The following is a 15,546-nucleotide window of genomic DNA, read 5'->3' on the forward strand; positions in this document are numbered from 1 at the left end:
ATGATGAATACGCACAAAAATAAACTTAATTTAAGGCATTAAAAAACCTCTGTAGCTTTTACAGAGGTTTGTATTGTTTTTAATTGCGCTTTCGCACTGAATCAAATTCTGCTTGAACTTCTATTTCCTTAAGAAAACAGAAAGCAAAAGCTATATCAATCTTGTAGTACTACACAATTCCTTGTGCCAGCATAGCGTCTGCAACTTTAACGAAACCCGCAATGTTTGCTCCTTTCACATAGTCTACAAATCCATCCTTATCACTTCCGTAGGTTACACAAGCTTCGTGAATATCGTTCATGATGCTGTGAAGTTTATTGTCTACCTCTTCAGCACTCCAGCTGTAACGCATAGAGTTTTGAGACATTTCAAGGCCAGAAGTAGCAACACCACCAGCGTTAGAGGCCTTTCCAGGTGAGAATAAAATTTTCTTTTCTAAGAAATATTCGATCGCTTCTGGAGTACATGGCATGTTAGCTCCCTCACCTACACAAATACATCCATTAGAAACAAGTGTTTTTGCCTCTTCTTCATTAAGCTCATTTTGAGTAGCACATGGCAATGCGATATCACATTTTACAGACCAAGGGCGTTCCCCTTCATGATAGGTAGCATTTGGATACGTATCTATATACTCAGAAATACGACCACGCTTGTTATTTTTAAGATCCATTATAAACGCTAGTTTATCTGCATCGATACCGTCTTTATCGTAAATATAACCACCAGAATCTGACATGGTAACTACTTTACCTCCCATTTGAAGGATTTTCTCTGCAGCATATTGTGCTACATTTCCAGATCCAGAAATCACAACGGTTTTTGCTTTTACGCTCTCACCACGTGTCTTCAACATGTTTTCGGCAAAATAAACATTACCGTAACCTGTTGCTTCTGGACGTACTAATGAACCTCCATAAGAACGTCCTTTACCGGTAAGAATACCTGTAAATTCATTTCTCAATTTTTTATAATAACCAAAAAGATAGCCTATCTCACGTCCTCCTACACCTATGTCACCTGCTGGAACATCAGTATCAGCACCGATAACACGTTGAAGCTCTACCATAAAGGACTGACAAAAACGCATCACTTCACGGTCTGACTTTCCCTTAGGGTTAAAATCAGCACCACCTTTTCCACCACCTAAGGGCAATGTGGTCAGGCTATTTTTAAACACTTGCTCAAAAGCAAGAAATTTAAGAATACTCAAATTCACAGAAGGGTGAAATCTCAATCCACCTTTATAGGGACCTATAGCACTATTCATCTGAATGCGATAACCTCGGTTTACCTGCACTTCCCCACTATCATCTGTCCATGGCACACGGAACATGGTTACACGTTCTGGCTCTGCCATACGTTCTAGCAGTTTATCGCTAGCGTATTTGGGATTATTCTCGATAAAAGGTATAACGGCTTCAGCCACCTCAGCTACTGCCTGGATGAATTCTGGTTCGTTAGGGTTCTTACTTTTTATCAAATCGATAAAATCTTGGATGTTTTTTTCCATTATCTTTAATTTTTTCCTTTAAGAAAACGTTTTCGTTCGTGGTGCAAATATAATATTATAGCGTATTGAATGGTTTTTTTTACCAATATATTTACAGTTATAACCTTAGCTTTAACAGACCATGTTGCGGTAAAATTTGCAGTTCATCTAATGCTAAAGGTATTATGCCTAAAGTTTAATGTTTGTATGAACTACATTTTGTTATATTTGTCGCTAGCATAAAGTCTTTTTATTAATGATGCACTCACATAAATATATTGCTACAGTCTTGCTATTCTTTGCAATAGTAACAGTTAGTAATGCACAATTAGGTTTTTCTCACGAACTAGGTTTTATCACTGGCCCAGTGGCTTTTCAAAGCGACTATGGGGAGCGCTACGATTTTAATACGAACAAAGGAAACGTAGGAATAGGTGTTGGAATAGTGCACTACATCAACTTTGCATATCGTGCAGATTGTGATTGTTATAGTGCTGATACCTACTGGAATGACCACTTTAAAATACGAAGTGAGATTGCTTATCATGAAACTACTCTAAATCATTTAGGTCCTGAATCAGAAAAATTATCACTAGGCGGTTTACAACTTAGGTCCATGGAAGGTAAAGCAAAAGTGTTTGAAGCTGGCGCACAGATCGAATGGTACCCACTGAGTATAAGAGATTTTCAATCAGGACAACCTAAAATTGCTCCTTACTTGGGATTCGGAGCTCGCTATGTAAATTACAGACCTGAAGCCACAAGCACTTTAGGACCTTTAGGAAACCCAATAACTACATTCCCTACTTTTATAGATCGTATAGACACCTCACAAGGAAGTGCTATAGCCATAACAGGGGATATAGGTTTTAGATATAAAGTAGGCCCTTTAAGTGACCTCTTGATTTCTTCTAAGTGGCACTATTATGTCGACAGCAACTATGTAGATGGATTGAGTCCTAACAATGTTAATAACAGAGCAAACGACTGGATATGGTGGTTTAACGTGGGGTATATTTTCTATTTATAAAACCACTTGATAACTTATTACAAAAAGGGCCATTGAATTTCAATAGCCCTTTTTTTATTCCTGTATCCCTAATTCTTCTAGTGGATCCCAAAAGTTTTCTTTAAAATTTTTGATTTGATCTTGTTCAATAATAAGACCTTCACTTTCTAATAACTGTTGCATCAGATGAGTTCCAGAGAAATGATGCTTTCCCGTAAGAACCCCATTGCGGTTTACAACTCTGTGAGCCGGCACTTCAGAGTCATTATGCGACGCGTTCATAGCATAACCTACAGTTCTACTGCTTCGAGGTGTACCGAGAACTTTTGCAATAGCCCCATAACTGGTGACTCGACCATAAGGAATTTGCTTGACCACTTCATATACTCTTAGATAAAAGTCCTTAGTACTCATCCGTATATTCTAAAGATCGTAAATATGGCTATCAATAAGGTGAGTCCCCCCAAGATGTAGTTAACCTTGCGGGCAAAAGTATTGCTGTCAAAAGCAAATTTCTTTACATATTTTATATAGGCCAGTAGCATTAAAAACGTACCACAAGAAGCTCCTATTATAAACAAATGCGCGGTTGGGTAAGTGAAGACAAACAATCCTTTTCCCGCAAGAAAGGAACTGAATCCTATATAAAACGGAATCGGAAAAATATTTAACACAGATAAGATAATTCCCTGAGCAAATAATTTAGTAGCAGACCTATTGATCTGCTTTACCACTGGAGTTCCAGAATCAAGAGCAGCCCTAATAAAAAAGAAAATGGAAAGACCAACAAAAGCAATTACAGCAAACTGTTCTAAGAGCAATAGGGTTTCTGGATTAGCATTCAATAATTTAGAAAAAAAAACACCTATATAAACTTGCCCTACCACCACAAAGGAAGCGCCTAAAGCAAATATTACAGCCGCTTTTCTGTTTTGTTTGACACTTATTTTAGCTGCTGTAAGGTTTAATAATCCGGGAGGGATAACCCCTACAAACCCGATTACAAGACCAAAAAACAAGTGTAATAATCCTACCATTACTTCAATTTAAACTTGATATAAGTAATTGCTTTTCCTGTCTCTAAATATTGTTTTTCATAAAAGGTTTGAGTTCCTGTTACTTCTTCTGGAGACTCTGTATTAGAATAAATATCATGATGAGCATACAGGATTTCCTCCCCTCTTGCTTGTAATAATCCTAAGGTGTAACCGTGCATGAACTCAGAGTCTGTTTTGAGGTTCATAACACCATCAGGTTGTAAGATGTGTTTGTATTTGGATAGAAAATCAGGGTTGGTCATCCTGTGCTTAGTGCGTTTATACTTGATTTGAGGATCTGGAAATGTGATCCATATTTCTTGTATTTCCGCTTTCGCGAAAACGAAATCTACCAACTCAATCTGAGTTCTCATAAAGGCAACGTTATCGAGCCCTTCTTCTAGAGCCGTTTTTGCTCCACGCCAGAAACGCGCACCTTTAATGTCAATACCTATAAAATTACGGTCGGGGTATTTACGGGCTAACGCAACAGTATACTCCCCTTTACCACAACCCAACTCAAGAGTTATAGGGAGATTATTTCCAAAAAACTCATTCCATTTTCCCTGATGTTTAAAACCAGAGACCACCTCCTCCCGAGAGGGCTGAATGACATTTTTGAATGTTTCGTTTTCGTTAAATCGTTTGAGTTTATTCTTACTTCCCAATACAATTATTTAAAGGTTAATTAATACCTACAAATATACCTGATTACAAAGTCATTGTATATTTACTCCATGCAAAAATCCAAAAACATTTTGGTTGCCCCGCTAAACTGGGGGTTAGGTCACGCCACTAGGTGTATTCCTATTATAAATGCAATTATTAAAAAGGGTAACCGACCTATTATCGCTAGTGATGGACTAGCACTAGCGCTACTTAAAAAAGAATATCCAAGACAAACCTTTATAGAGCTTCCTTCTTATGACATAGAATATGCCAAAGAAGGGCAAAATTTAAAGCTCAAAATGCTTAAGGACTCCCCTAAAATATGGATGGCTATACGCAATGAGCAACAGATGCTTCAAGAAATCATTCTTAAACATAATATTTCAGGAATCATCTCTGACAATAGGCTGGGACTTTATAGCAACCTCGTACCTTCTGTAATTATAACACATCAATTACAAGTATTATCTGGCACCACCACATGGTTGAGTACGCAATTGCACTTGCATTATATAAAAAAATACGACTACTGTTGGATTCCTGATGTAGATGGACCAGACAACCTATCTGGCAAACTTTCCTATAACGACGATTTTGAAATTGAAAAAGTGTATCTAGGACCTCTTTCTAGATTTAAGAATACTGGTAATTACCAAAAAAAATACGATCTAATGGTATTGCTATCTGGCCCAGAGCCTCAAAGAGGTATTCTAGAGAAAAAATTGCTTGCTGAGCTCAAAACATATGAGGGAGAGGTGTTATTTATAGCCGGTAAAGTAGAGAAGGAACAAAAGGTAGAGAAAAAAGGACGCCTTACTTACTACAACTATCTTTCTACAGATGGATTACAGAAAGCACTAGATCGTTCTGAAATGGTATTGAGTAGAAGTGGTTATACGACTATTATGGACCTACAAAAAATGGGTAAAAAAGCATTTTTCATTCCTACTCCAGGCCAATTTGAACAAGAATACCTCGCCGAATTATTAGATCAAAAAGGAATTGTTCCCTGCGCTACTCAAGAAGAATTTCACATACAAATGCTATCTCGCGTGGAGCACTATAAAGGGTTGGGAAGTATTCAGTCTTCTTCAAGGTCGCTGTCTTCGGTATTAGAAGAAACTTTTTCTAGCGTAAATGAAAATTCAGACCCTATCCCTAACTCACTATCTACATAAATACGCTCTCCATGTGCTTCCACAATATGTTTAACGATCGCAAGCCCTAATCCAGAGCCTCCTTCTTTACGCGATCCAGTTCTATCGACTCTAAAGAACCGTTCAAATAACCTAGGAATAAACTCTGGTTTAATTCCTTCACCATTATCGGTTACCCTTAAAATTACTTTATTGTTGATGAGGTCTTCCACTGCTACTTCGGTGGTTCCATTTTGTTTTCCGTATTTAATGGAATTTACAATGAGATTTGAAATTACTTGAAGTATTCTTTCTTGGTCTGCATGGACCATAATAGGTTGATCGTATTTCATATCAAAGACTAAAGAAATGTTTTTCTTTGCTGCCTTCATTTCAAACTGATCAAAAACCTGCTTTATCAAGGTAATGATGTCAAAGTTTTCCTTATCCAGACTCATATCACCCACTTCTAGTCTGGTAATCATATCCATATCCCTTACAATATACGTAAGTCGCTCCACGCCTTTTTGAGCTCGTTCCAGGTATTTCTTCCGAATGGCTTTATCTTTATGCGCGCCATCTATAAGTGTGTCTATATAACCTTGTACTGTAAACAAAGGTGTCTTCAATTCATGAGATATATTACCTAAGAATTCCTTCCTGTAGTTTTCTCGTATTTGAAGAGTTTCGATTTCGATCTTTTTATTTCGGGCAAATCGTTCTACTTGCTCCTTCAGTGTGCGCATGTCTGTCGCAATCTCGCGATCCGTAAAATTACTAGATTCTAGAAGTGAAACATCTTCATAAATACGTTTGATACGACGGTAAATAAATCGCTGCACTCGGTATTGAATAATCACAAAACACAGAATAAAACTTGCTATGGTCGTCCCTAAAAGTACAGGAACAGGGAATTGCACCCCATCAATAAAGGTGATCAAGAATAAAATTAAAAATAAGAAGGCTGTAATGTAGATCGATGATCTAATTGCAAATCGGTAACTTTTTCTTTGTGATGTCGTATTATTTGACATACTTATAACCTACCCCTTTGACCGTTTTAAAACTATCATCACCTAGTTTCTCCCGCAGCTTTCTAATATGAACATCTATAGTACGCCCACCTACAATGACTTCGTTACCCCATACTATATCGAGAATTTCTTCTCGTTTAAAAACCTTACCTGGCTTTGTAGTGAGTAATGAAAGTAATTCAAATTCTTTGCGAGGCAAGATCATTTCTTCTTTCTTGTAGACTATTTTGTATTGATCACGATCGATGATAAGATCACCTAATTTTACAATATTTGAGCTTGCTGCAGCAGCACTTTCTCTACGTCTTAAGAGTGATTTCACTTTAGAAACTAAAACACGTGGCTTTACGGGTTTAGTAATATAATCGTCTGCTCCTGCATCAAAACCTGCAATCATAGAGTAATCTTCTCCTCTAGCAGTGAGAAAAGTAATCACAGTACCGTCCAGCTCGGGTAGTTTACGCATTTTCTCGCAAGCTTCGATTCCGTCCATAACTGGCATCATCACATCTAAGATAATGAGGTCTGGCTTTTTCTTTTTTGCTTTTTTGAGGGCTTCTTCACCATTCTCTGCCGTATAGACTTGATACCCTTCGTTTTTCAGATTGTATGCTACTATTTCTAGAATATCCGGCTCATCATCTACTAATAGAATTTTGGCTTTAGCGTCTTTCATTTCTTCTTTCATATGCTTAGAAGGCTAAATTAATAAGATAGTTGCGCAATGATTTTAAATTCATGTTAGCTTTAGGTTAACTCCGTGTTTTAAAAGATGGAAGTTATGAAAATAATTTATGTATTCTGCTTTCGCGAAAGCGGAATACATAAAACTTTAAAAACAAAGCATAAAAACGTGGTTGTCAAATAGTTTTCTATAGCTATAAGCCTACTGTAAAAACTGATGACCCGTGGAGTACACTTTAGGAAAACCCTACATTCCTAAAAAATGTAACAAATTTATTTCCGTAATAGATACGGAGCGTTTTATCAACGCAAATAATGATGTCATGCCCCGTAATGGTAGAGGAACATCTAGCTTTGCCATAGATTTTGGTTAACCTGACTTTAGATGTTGATAGCAACGGCCAGATAACAGTTAGTGATGCTTTTTTATTTACTTTTGTCTCAAATTCTAGTTGTGAAATTTCCCGTTTTTGATATACATTCCAGTGAAGCATTTGAAAGAATCGCTTTGGAAATTTATCGTTATCAATTACGAGAAAACCCTGTTTATCATCAGTACTGTCACCTCATCAATAAAACTGAAGCTTCTCGTCTAGAAGAGATCCCCTTTATACCCATACAGTTTTTCAAATCGCATACCGTGGTAAGCGATAAACGACCAGTCCAAATCACTTTTACCAGCAGTGGCACCACAGGCAGTATTGTCTCAAAACATCATGTTACCGATCTACATGTCTATAATCAAAGTTTAGATCATAGTTTTATAGAAACCTACGGCGATAGTAAAGACTATGTAATTCTTGCCCTTTTGCCTCATTATTTAGATCGCAGCGGCTCTTCTCTAGTTCACATGGCACAACGATGGATAACTGATTCTACAAGATCAGAAAGTGGCTTTTACCTCAACAACTTAGAAGAACTTGCTAAAGTTTTAAAAAGCTTTGAAAAAACCAATCAAAAAATAATTCTAATAGGAGTCACCTTTGCTCTTTTACAACTTGCTGAAGAACATTCCATGCCTTTAAAGAATGTCATCATTATAGAAACTGGCGGAATGAAAGGGATGCGCAAAGAGATTGTAAAACCAGAGCTCCACAACACACTTAGAACAGCATTTCCTAACGCTAGTATTCAAAGCGAATACGGAATGACCGAATTACTTTCACAAGCCTATGCTAGTGATGGTATCAACTTCACGACGCCGCCATGGATGAAAGTAAGTACAAGAGACACTAACGATCCTCTATCAGCAATAGATGACGGCAAAACTGGCGGACTCAATATTATTGATCTTGCGAACTATAATTCTTGCTCGTTCATTGCAACGCAGGACTTAGGGAAGAGTTTTGAAGATGGCAGTTTTCAAGTTCTTGGAAGATTCGACCATTCTGATATCAGAGGTTGCAATTTGATGGCGGTGGATTGAGAATTAGTTAAAAACACTCCTTCATTTATTAGAATCTGAGGTCCTTTAAAGTAATTAGGTACTTAGTTGAATCATCAAAAAAGCTTGGTAGTTATTTAGTTATTTAAACTTAATAATTATGAAAATAAGTAATGTGAAACTATTTAAATATATGTTATTTATGATTATAGCTTTCACTGGCTGTAGTAGTAATGATGTAATAGAAACCGATTCATAAGACGGTAAAGAGACTATAATAGCAACATGGAAGTTGATTCAAAGTTACTCTAACCCAACTACTGCTAATGGATGGAGTGATGTGACAGATGGTTTTGAAATCACAGTTACAAATAGCAATACTTATATCTCCTCACCATTTAAAGAATGTACTAATGGAGCAATCACCGTATATTCTGAAGAAATAGAATTCAATTATCGCTGCTTTAATTTTACCGCAGGTTATGAATCTCCTAATGGTGTTTTCAAATACTCTTATAGTTTTATTGATGGACTTTTAGAATTAAGGCCTTTAAATTTTTCTTGCTTTGAAGGTTGTAAATCTAGGTTTACTATAGTAGAATAAGTTATGCTCCATCATCTCCATTAGTAAAATACTAATTGTACTAATTGGTTTTTGACAAGGGGAGACTTAAGTCTCCCCTTGTCAAAAACATGAAATACTTAAACAAAAACTTACTTTAAAACCACCAAAAAGTAATTCTTCTTACCGCGTTGCAACAAGATCATATTACCAGCAATCACATCTTCTTCAGTAATCATCTTGTCTTCGGTAATCTTATTTTTATTGACACTTAGACTGTTTTCTTTAAGTGCTCTACGTACTTCGCCGTTAGAAGGTAAAAAACCTGTAGTTTCATTCATAAAGCTAACGATGTCCACTCCATTTGCAATAGAAGATCTTTCAATTTCTACCTGCGGCACGCCATCAAAAATTTCTAATAAAGTCGCTTGATCCATTTTACCCCATTGCTCTGGAGTTACCTTTTTGGAAAAGAGAATTCCAGAAGCTTCTACAGCAGTTTCATAAGCTTCTTTACCGTGAACCATAGTGGTCACCTCTTCAGCAAGGCGTTTTTGTAGCACTCTATAACCAGGATCTTTTTGATGTTCTTCAATTAAAGCTTCACAGGTTTCTTGATCTAAGAAAGTGAAGATCTTGATCCAGTTGACAGCATCATCATCTGTTGCTGTGATCCAAAATTGGTAAAATTTATAAACGCTAGTTTTATCTGCATCCAGCCAAATGTTTCCACCTTCCGTTTTACCAAATTTTGTTCCATCGGCTTTTGTTACCAGAGGAGTTGTAATTGCATAAGCTTTACCTCTCGCCTTGCGACGTATCAATTCTGTTCCTGTGGTTATATTTCCCCATTGGTCAGAACCTCCTATTTGTAATTTACAAGCTTCCTTTTCATAAAGATGTAAGTAATCATAGCCTTGAAATAACTGGTAGGTAAATTCTGTAAAACTCATTCCGTCGCCTTCTCCAGACACACGTTTTTTTACAGACTCTTTTGCCATCATGTAATTAACGGTAATATGCTTACCGATATCGCGAGCAAAATCAATAAGGCTAAAGTCCTTCATCCAGTCGTAATTATTGACCAACTTTGCACGTGTAGCTTCTTCACCAGCCTCAAAATCTATAAATCTAGCGATCACACTTTTTACTCCTGCGATATTTTTATCGAGAATATCTTGGGTCAGCAAGTTACGCTCAGCACTTTTACCACTAGGATCCCCTATCATACCAGTTGCTCCACCTACAAGCGCAATAGGTCTGTGACCCGCACGTTGTAAATGCATGAGTAATATGATCTGTACAAGACTTCCTATGTGAAGGGAGTCTGCCGTTGGATCAAAACCTATATAACCAGAAACAACTTCACTTTGAAGCATTTCTTCCGTATCTGGCATGATATCATGTATCATCCCGCGCCATTTTAATTCTTGTACAAAGTTGTAAGCCATAATTGAAGTTTTACGGCTGCAAATATATGTGGTTTGGCTGTTTTTAAAGGTTTTTTAAGCCTTGTATTGTTTATTTTTACACTATGATTTTAATCACAGGAGCAACAGGATTAGTAGGGGGACATTTGTTATACCGCTTTCGCGAAAGCGGAAAAAATATCATTGCTACCTATCGTGATATGAAAAGCTTAGATAAAACTCGGGAGATCTTTGAATCTTATGAAAAAGGTGCCGGTGCCCTAGTAGATACTTTTCAATGGAAACAGTCCGATATTCTAGAAACACCAAGCCTAGAAATGGCAATGCAAAATGTTACAACGGTTTATCATTGTGCCGCTGCGATAGATCATCTTCCTTTTGAGGAAATGAAAAATATCAACATGCGCGGTACAGAAAATATGATAAATGTAGCTCTCGCTCTAGGCGTTAAGAAATTTTGCCATGTAAGCAGTATAGCAGCACTAGGCGAAGCTATAGGCAATAGACCGGTAAATGAGGACGATTTTTTCAATCTAGACGGACTGAATACCAATTATGCGATCACTAAATTTGGCGCAGAAATGGAAGCCTGGCGAGGAACCCAAGAAGACCTGGATGTTATCATCGTTAACCCAGGTGTTATCATAGGAGAAGGAAACTGGAAAAGTGGCTCTGGTCAACTGATCAGTAAAATGGCCTCTGGAAATAAATTTTATACCAAGGGCAGTAGCGGTTTTATAGATGTGCGAGATGTCACACGAGCCATGCAATACCTTACAGAAAGCGAACTTAAAAATGACCGGTATATTCTCGTTGCAGAAAACAAAACCTATCGCGAGGTTTTAGATCAAATTGCTTTAAGCTTACAGAAATCTAAGCCCAATATTCAACTCAAAAGCGGTTTTTTAAAATTCATTTATTACCTGCTTAAAGTTCCTAATTTATTAGGTTTTACACCTAGATTAAGTATGGCAAAAGTGCAGTCTATGACATCAAAAACTAAGTATTCTAATGCTAAAATTAAATCAGTATTGAACTTTGAGTTGACACCTGTACAGAAAACTATTGATCGAGTTGCTACTTTTTATAGGCAGAGGAACTAATTTAAAGTTCTTCGTCAGGATCTGATTTCTCAAGTTCTTTGCCGGGATCCTTAGGTGTGTTGTTAGAAACACGCCTCTGCTCCTCTTTATTAATTATTTCTTGTCTTGCGTTTAAAGAATCCTGTAGTGATTTAAAGTTTTCTTGAACCTCATCCATGATCAACAGATACTCTTCTACTCGGTCTGTGTAATAATTCAAATTCTCTTGAAAAGTAATGCTGTCCATATCATACTTCTCATACAAAAAAGAACTGGGCTGTATACCAGTTTTAAGATAAGCCCCTTTATTAGAAGAAATAGCTCCCTCGACCAGGTATAAATCTGTTATTAACGCAGCCATTTTGTCTTTAGAAAAAAAAATTTTTGGTTCAGGAGATTTCTCCACATCAGAACATGATATTGTAAAAAGCACTAAAATTACTGCTATTATTTTATTCATCTTACAAATGATAGTTCCTGAGCATTTTTATTTTTAGATACTTTAAAATTCTTATAAGCCAGTTCTCCATTTACAAAAGTTTGCATAATGCGACTTTTAAAGGTAACTCCTTCAAATGGTGACCAGCCACATTTTGCTAGCACATTTTCTTTAGTAACGGTCCAGGGGTTATTGGTATCTACAACAACAAGGTCTGCCTTATAGCCTACTCTTATATAACCTCTTTTTTCTATATCAAACAATAAGGCTGGGTTGTGACACATTTTCTCTACTACTTTCTCCATAGTGATTTTTTCATCGTGGACAAATTGTAACATCGCGGGTAACGCATGCTGGACTAAAGGCCCACCGCTAGGACAAGAAGTATAAGGGTTTGATTTCTCTTCTAGTGTATGTGGCGCGTGATCTGTTGCGATGACATCTATGCGGTCATCAAGAAGTGCTTCCCATAATTGTTCTCGATCAGCAGCTGTTTTCACTGCAGGATTCCACTTGATAAACTTTCCTTTTGTCGCATAATCTTCATCACTGAACCACAAGTGATGTATACAGACTTCTGAAGTAATTTGTTTATCCACGATAGCTTGCTTGTTAGAGAACAGGGCTGTTTCCTTGCCTGTTGACAAATGGAATACGTGTATTCTAGCACCAGTTTCCCTTGCTAATTCTATAGCTCCACTACTGCTTATATAACAGGCGTCTTCATCTCTTATAACGGGATGTTGATCCATAGGGATATCATCTCCATACTTTTCAAAGGCTTTTTTAAAGTTTGCAGTGATAGTAGCCTCATCTTCACAATGAAGAGCGATGCGCAGTTTTACATTCGAAAAAATCTCCCTTAACACTTCTTTATCATCTACAAGCATGTTACCTGTTGAGGAGCCTAAGAAAAGTTTTAATGCGGGTACTCTAGAGGTGTCTACTTTTAAAATCTCTTTTAGATTATCATTTGTACCACCGAACATGAAGGCATAATTTGCATGACTATCTCGCTGAGCGATTGCCATTTTACTTTCCCATTCCTCAATAGTTGTGGTCTGGGGGTTTGTATTAGGCATCTCCATAAATGTCGTGATTCCACCAGCGACTGCGGCAGCACTTTCTGTTGCAATAGTTGCTTTATGAGTAAGGCCTGGCTCTCTAAAATGTACTTGATCATCAATAACCCCAGGTAATAAATAATTCCCCTCTATGTCAATGATTACCGTATCTGCATTTTTAGCACTGATGCTTTCTGCAATTTCAATAATTGTATCCCCTTCTATATAAACATCGCCTTGCTTTGTTACACCATCGGTAACAATCTTTGCATTTTTAATTAAAGTTTTTTTCATATCTCTAGTTTCCCTATCAAACTTTTCATTTTCATAATCATTACTCCCAATACAGCTTCACTTATGATGCTACTGCTCATCTTAGACTGTCCCCTAGACCTATCTGTAAAGATAACGGGGAGCTCTACAATTTTTGCTTTCAATAAAAATGCTTTAAACTTCATTTCTATTTGAAACGCATAGCCCACAAATTTAATCTTATCTAAATTAAATTTTCTTAAAAGAGAGGCTCGATAACAAACAAATCCAGCAGTAGTATCGTGAATATTCATTCTTGTTATCAATCTTACGTATTTTGAGGCAAAATAAGATAACAAGACTCGTGACATAGGCCAGTTCACTACATTTACTCCTTTTACATACCTACTTCCTATGGCGAGGTCGGCGCCTTTTTTTGAACAAACTTCGTATAGATAAGGCAAGTCGTTAGGGTCGTGTGAGAAATCTGCATCCATCTCAAAAATATATTCGTAGTCCCTTTTTAAAGCCCATTTAAATCCGTGAATGTAAGCAGTTCCTAGTCCTTGTTTACCTTCGCGCTCTTCTATAAATAATCGGTCAGGGTATTGCTTTAAATTATTTCTCACCACTTGAGCAGTACCATCTGGGGAGGAATCGTCCACAATAAGCAGGTGTAAGTGTTGATTTTGATTTAAAACAGCATCTACCATCAATTGGATATTCTCCAACTCATTAAATGTAGGAATAATAATTAGCGTATTTTTCATAATCAGCGGCTAAAATAAACAATAAATCAACCAGCTTTGTGAACGTTTGTTAAATCATATTATTTTTACCATCTTAAATGCATATAGAACTACGACATATGGAGCTCAACGACTGGATCAGCATCACCTTATTATTTTGTGTGTTGATTCTCGCTGTTGCGAGATGGTTTTCTAAGTTTCATATTACTGATTTATTAAGCTGTTACTTTAAAGACCGATTTATTAAACTTTCTAGGAATGGAGAAGAGGGTTCTTCCGTATTAATTACAGGTAATGTGGTCGTATACACCATCAACATAGCCTTATTTATATATGTATTTTATCAAAAGGAGAAACAACTTCCGATAGAAATTAACGGCTTTTTACTAAGCTTGACATTCCTATCTGTTTTTTTTCTCACCCAACATTTTATTGGAAAGCTTATCGCAACCCTTTGCAATTTTGAGCAATTATTAATTATCGTTGATCACCACAGGAATATTTATAGAGCAATGTTTGCTTACCCCCTACTTATTATAAACTGCATTATTATTTATCTGTGCGATATGAATGAAACGGCTCTACTCACCTCCCTGATTATCATTGGATTTGTTCTTTTTGTATACCATTTGATATTAATATATACATACCGAAGCCTTCTATTCTCTGCTCATTTGTATTTTATTTTGTACCTTTGCGCGCTTGAAATCACGCCCTATCTACTTTTATATAAGTATTTTATGTTGTGAAAACTTGACTCTAATAGAAAAACATATATGAAAGTGAAAACAATTTTAGTTTCCCAACCTGAACCTAAAATGGAAAATTCACCATATCAAAATTTGGTGGACAGGACAAAAGTGAGAATCGATTTTCGTTCCTTCATACATGTTGAGGGAGCTTCGGCAAAAGAGGTACGTGAACAAAAAATTGATCTGTCTAAGTTTACTGCTATTGTTTTAACAAGCCGTAACGCGGTGGATCATTTCTTTAGAGTATCTGAAGAGATGCGCTTTAAAATTCCGGATTCTTTAAAATATTTTTGTCAAAGTGAGGCTGTTGCTTATTATTTACAGAAATATGTAGTATACCGAAAGCGTAAAATTTATGTAGGAAAAAGAACTTTTCCAGAGTTATGTCCTCTTATAAAGAAGCATAAAAGCGAGATCTTTTTAGTCCCTAGTTCTGATAAGCTAGGAGATTCTACTCCAACAGAATTGGATAAACTAGGAGTAGATTGGACGAGTGGTACTTTTTTCCGCACTGTAATCAGTGATCTATCAGATCTTGCAGATGTAAAGTATGATGTCTTAGTATTCTTTAGCCCTAGTGGGATTGAATCACTGTTTCAAAATTTCCCTGGGTTTACACAAGAGCAAACTCGCATTGCGGTGTTTGGCAATACGACTATGAAAGCCGCGACAGACAAGGGTTTGAGAGTTGATATTCAAGCACCTACTCCAGAATCTCCATCAATGACTATGGCTATAGAGAATTATATTAAGGATAAGGGTTAAGTCTTT

At 36.8% G+C, this 15,546-nt stretch carries 18 protein-coding genes; 8 read left to right on the forward strand and 10 right to left on the reverse strand.

Annotated features, from left to right (window positions below):
• Positions 1–169: 169 nt before the first annotated feature.
• The gene (gdhA, locus tag F0365_RS03295; protein ID WP_169932382.1) at positions 170–1,513 is read right to left on the reverse strand and encodes an NADP-specific glutamate dehydrogenase; all 1,344 of its coding nucleotides are present in this window, start codon (positions 1,511–1,513) and stop codon (positions 170–172) included.
• Positions 1,514–1,748: 235 nt separating this feature from the next.
• On the opposite strand from gdhA, the gene F0365_RS03300 reads away from it, so the two are divergent.
• Complete coding sequence (locus tag F0365_RS03300; RefSeq protein WP_169932383.1) at positions 1,749–2,522, forward strand: THC0290_0291 family protein; 774 nt, start codon at positions 1,749–1,751, stop codon at positions 2,520–2,522.
• Positions 2,523–2,576: 54 nt separating this feature from the next.
• On the opposite strand, the gene F0365_RS03305 is transcribed toward F0365_RS03300, so the two are convergent.
• The 3 genes from F0365_RS03305 to trmB are packed head-to-tail and all read right to left on the reverse strand — an operon-like array spanning position 2,577 to position 4,206.
• Positions 2,577–2,915: an MGMT family protein gene (locus F0365_RS03305; RefSeq protein ID WP_169932384.1), complete on the reverse strand. Its 339-nt coding sequence runs from the start codon at positions 2,913–2,915 to the stop codon at positions 2,577–2,579.
• Positions 2,912–3,538, reverse strand: a complete 627-nt coding sequence (locus F0365_RS03310; protein WP_169932385.1) for a LysE family transporter — start codon at positions 3,536–3,538, stop codon at positions 2,912–2,914. The genes F0365_RS03305 and F0365_RS03310 overlap by 4 nt, the downstream gene beginning before the upstream one ends.
• Positions 3,538–4,206 carry a tRNA (guanosine(46)-N7)-methyltransferase TrmB gene (gene trmB / locus F0365_RS03315; RefSeq protein WP_169932386.1) on the reverse strand — a complete coding sequence of 223 codons (669 nt, stop codon included), beginning with the start codon at positions 4,204–4,206 and terminating at the stop codon, positions 3,538–3,540. Before trmB ends, F0365_RS03310 begins: the two co-directional genes overlap by 1 nt.
• A gap of 69 nt (positions 4,207–4,275) precedes the next feature.
• Between trmB and F0365_RS03320 the strand changes: the two genes are divergently transcribed.
• The gene (locus tag F0365_RS03320) at positions 4,276–5,385 is read left to right on the forward strand and encodes a glycosyltransferase (RefSeq protein WP_169932387.1); all 1,110 of its coding nucleotides are present in this window, start codon (positions 4,276–4,278) and stop codon (positions 5,383–5,385) included.
• Here F0365_RS03320 and F0365_RS03325 read toward each other — a convergent pair.
• The gene (locus F0365_RS03325) at positions 5,289–6,377 is read right to left on the reverse strand and encodes a sensor histidine kinase (protein ID WP_169932388.1); all 1,089 of its coding nucleotides are present in this window, start codon (positions 6,375–6,377) and stop codon (positions 5,289–5,291) included. The genes F0365_RS03320 and F0365_RS03325 overlap by 97 nt on opposite strands.
• Positions 6,367–7,065 carry a response regulator transcription factor gene (locus tag F0365_RS03330; protein ID WP_240961864.1) on the reverse strand — a complete coding sequence of 233 codons (699 nt, stop codon included), beginning with the start codon at positions 7,063–7,065 and terminating at the stop codon, positions 6,367–6,369. Before F0365_RS03330 ends, F0365_RS03325 begins: the two co-directional genes overlap by 11 nt.
• 220 nt (positions 7,066–7,285) lie before the next feature.
• Between F0365_RS03330 and F0365_RS03335 the strand changes: the two genes are divergently transcribed.
• From F0365_RS03335 to F0365_RS03345, 3 genes are all read left to right on the forward strand, one after another.
• Positions 7,286–7,435, forward strand: coding sequence for a hypothetical protein (locus F0365_RS03335; RefSeq protein ID WP_169932389.1), 150 nt, complete (start codon positions 7,286–7,288; stop codon positions 7,433–7,435).
• Positions 7,436–7,479: 44 nt separating this feature from the next.
• Complete coding sequence (locus F0365_RS03340) at positions 7,480–8,487, forward strand: acyl transferase (RefSeq protein ID WP_169932390.1); 1,008 nt, start codon at positions 7,480–7,482, stop codon at positions 8,485–8,487.
• A gap of 250 nt (positions 8,488–8,737) precedes the next feature.
• Entirely contained in the window at positions 8,738–9,049 is a 312-nt protein-coding gene (locus F0365_RS03345) for a hypothetical protein (RefSeq protein WP_169932391.1), read from the forward strand.
• A 110-nt stretch (positions 9,050–9,159) separates the two neighbouring features.
• Here the strand turns inward: F0365_RS03345 and tyrS are convergent, their stop codons facing one another.
• A complete protein-coding gene (gene tyrS / locus F0365_RS03350; RefSeq protein WP_169932392.1) occupies positions 9,160–10,458 on the reverse strand; it encodes a tyrosine--tRNA ligase in 1,299 nt (432 codons plus the stop codon).
• Positions 10,459–10,541: 83 nt separating this feature from the next.
• Between tyrS and F0365_RS03355 the strand changes: the two genes are divergently transcribed.
• Positions 10,542–11,540, forward strand: coding sequence for an NAD-dependent epimerase/dehydratase family protein (locus F0365_RS03355; protein ID WP_169932393.1), 999 nt, complete (start codon positions 10,542–10,544; stop codon positions 11,538–11,540).
• A 1-nt stretch (position 11,541) separates the two neighbouring features.
• Here F0365_RS03355 and F0365_RS03360 read toward each other — a convergent pair whose 3' ends face one another.
• From F0365_RS03360 to F0365_RS03370, 3 genes are read right to left on the reverse strand one after another with little or no spacing between them, the layout of a single operon-like run.
• Complete coding sequence (locus F0365_RS03360) at positions 11,542–11,979, reverse strand: DUF4296 domain-containing protein (protein WP_169932394.1); 438 nt, start codon at positions 11,977–11,979, stop codon at positions 11,542–11,544.
• On the reverse strand, positions 11,976–13,316 hold the full coding sequence (locus tag F0365_RS03365) for a dihydroorotase (protein ID WP_169932395.1): 1,341 nt from the start codon (positions 13,314–13,316) through the stop codon (positions 11,976–11,978). Before F0365_RS03365 ends, F0365_RS03360 begins: the two co-directional genes overlap by 4 nt.
• Entirely contained in the window at positions 13,313–14,044 is a 732-nt protein-coding gene (locus F0365_RS03370) for a polyprenol monophosphomannose synthase (RefSeq protein WP_169932396.1), read from the reverse strand. Before F0365_RS03370 ends, F0365_RS03365 begins: the two co-directional genes overlap by 4 nt.
• Before the next feature lie 77 nt (positions 14,045–14,121).
• Here F0365_RS03370 and F0365_RS03375 point away from each other — a divergent pair, with 77 nt between their 5' ends.
• Complete coding sequence (locus tag F0365_RS03375; protein ID WP_169932397.1) at positions 14,122–14,772, forward strand: DUF4271 domain-containing protein; 651 nt, start codon at positions 14,122–14,124, stop codon at positions 14,770–14,772.
• 27 nt (positions 14,773–14,799) lie between these two features.
• The gene (locus F0365_RS03380) at positions 14,800–15,540 is read left to right on the forward strand and encodes a uroporphyrinogen-III synthase (RefSeq protein WP_169932398.1); all 741 of its coding nucleotides are present in this window, start codon (positions 14,800–14,802) and stop codon (positions 15,538–15,540) included.
• Positions 15,541–15,546 lie beyond the last annotated feature (6 nt).

The organism is Nonlabens sp. Ci31, from assembly GCF_012974865.1.
GTDB lineage: Bacteria > Bacteroidota > Bacteroidia > Flavobacteriales > Flavobacteriaceae > Nonlabens.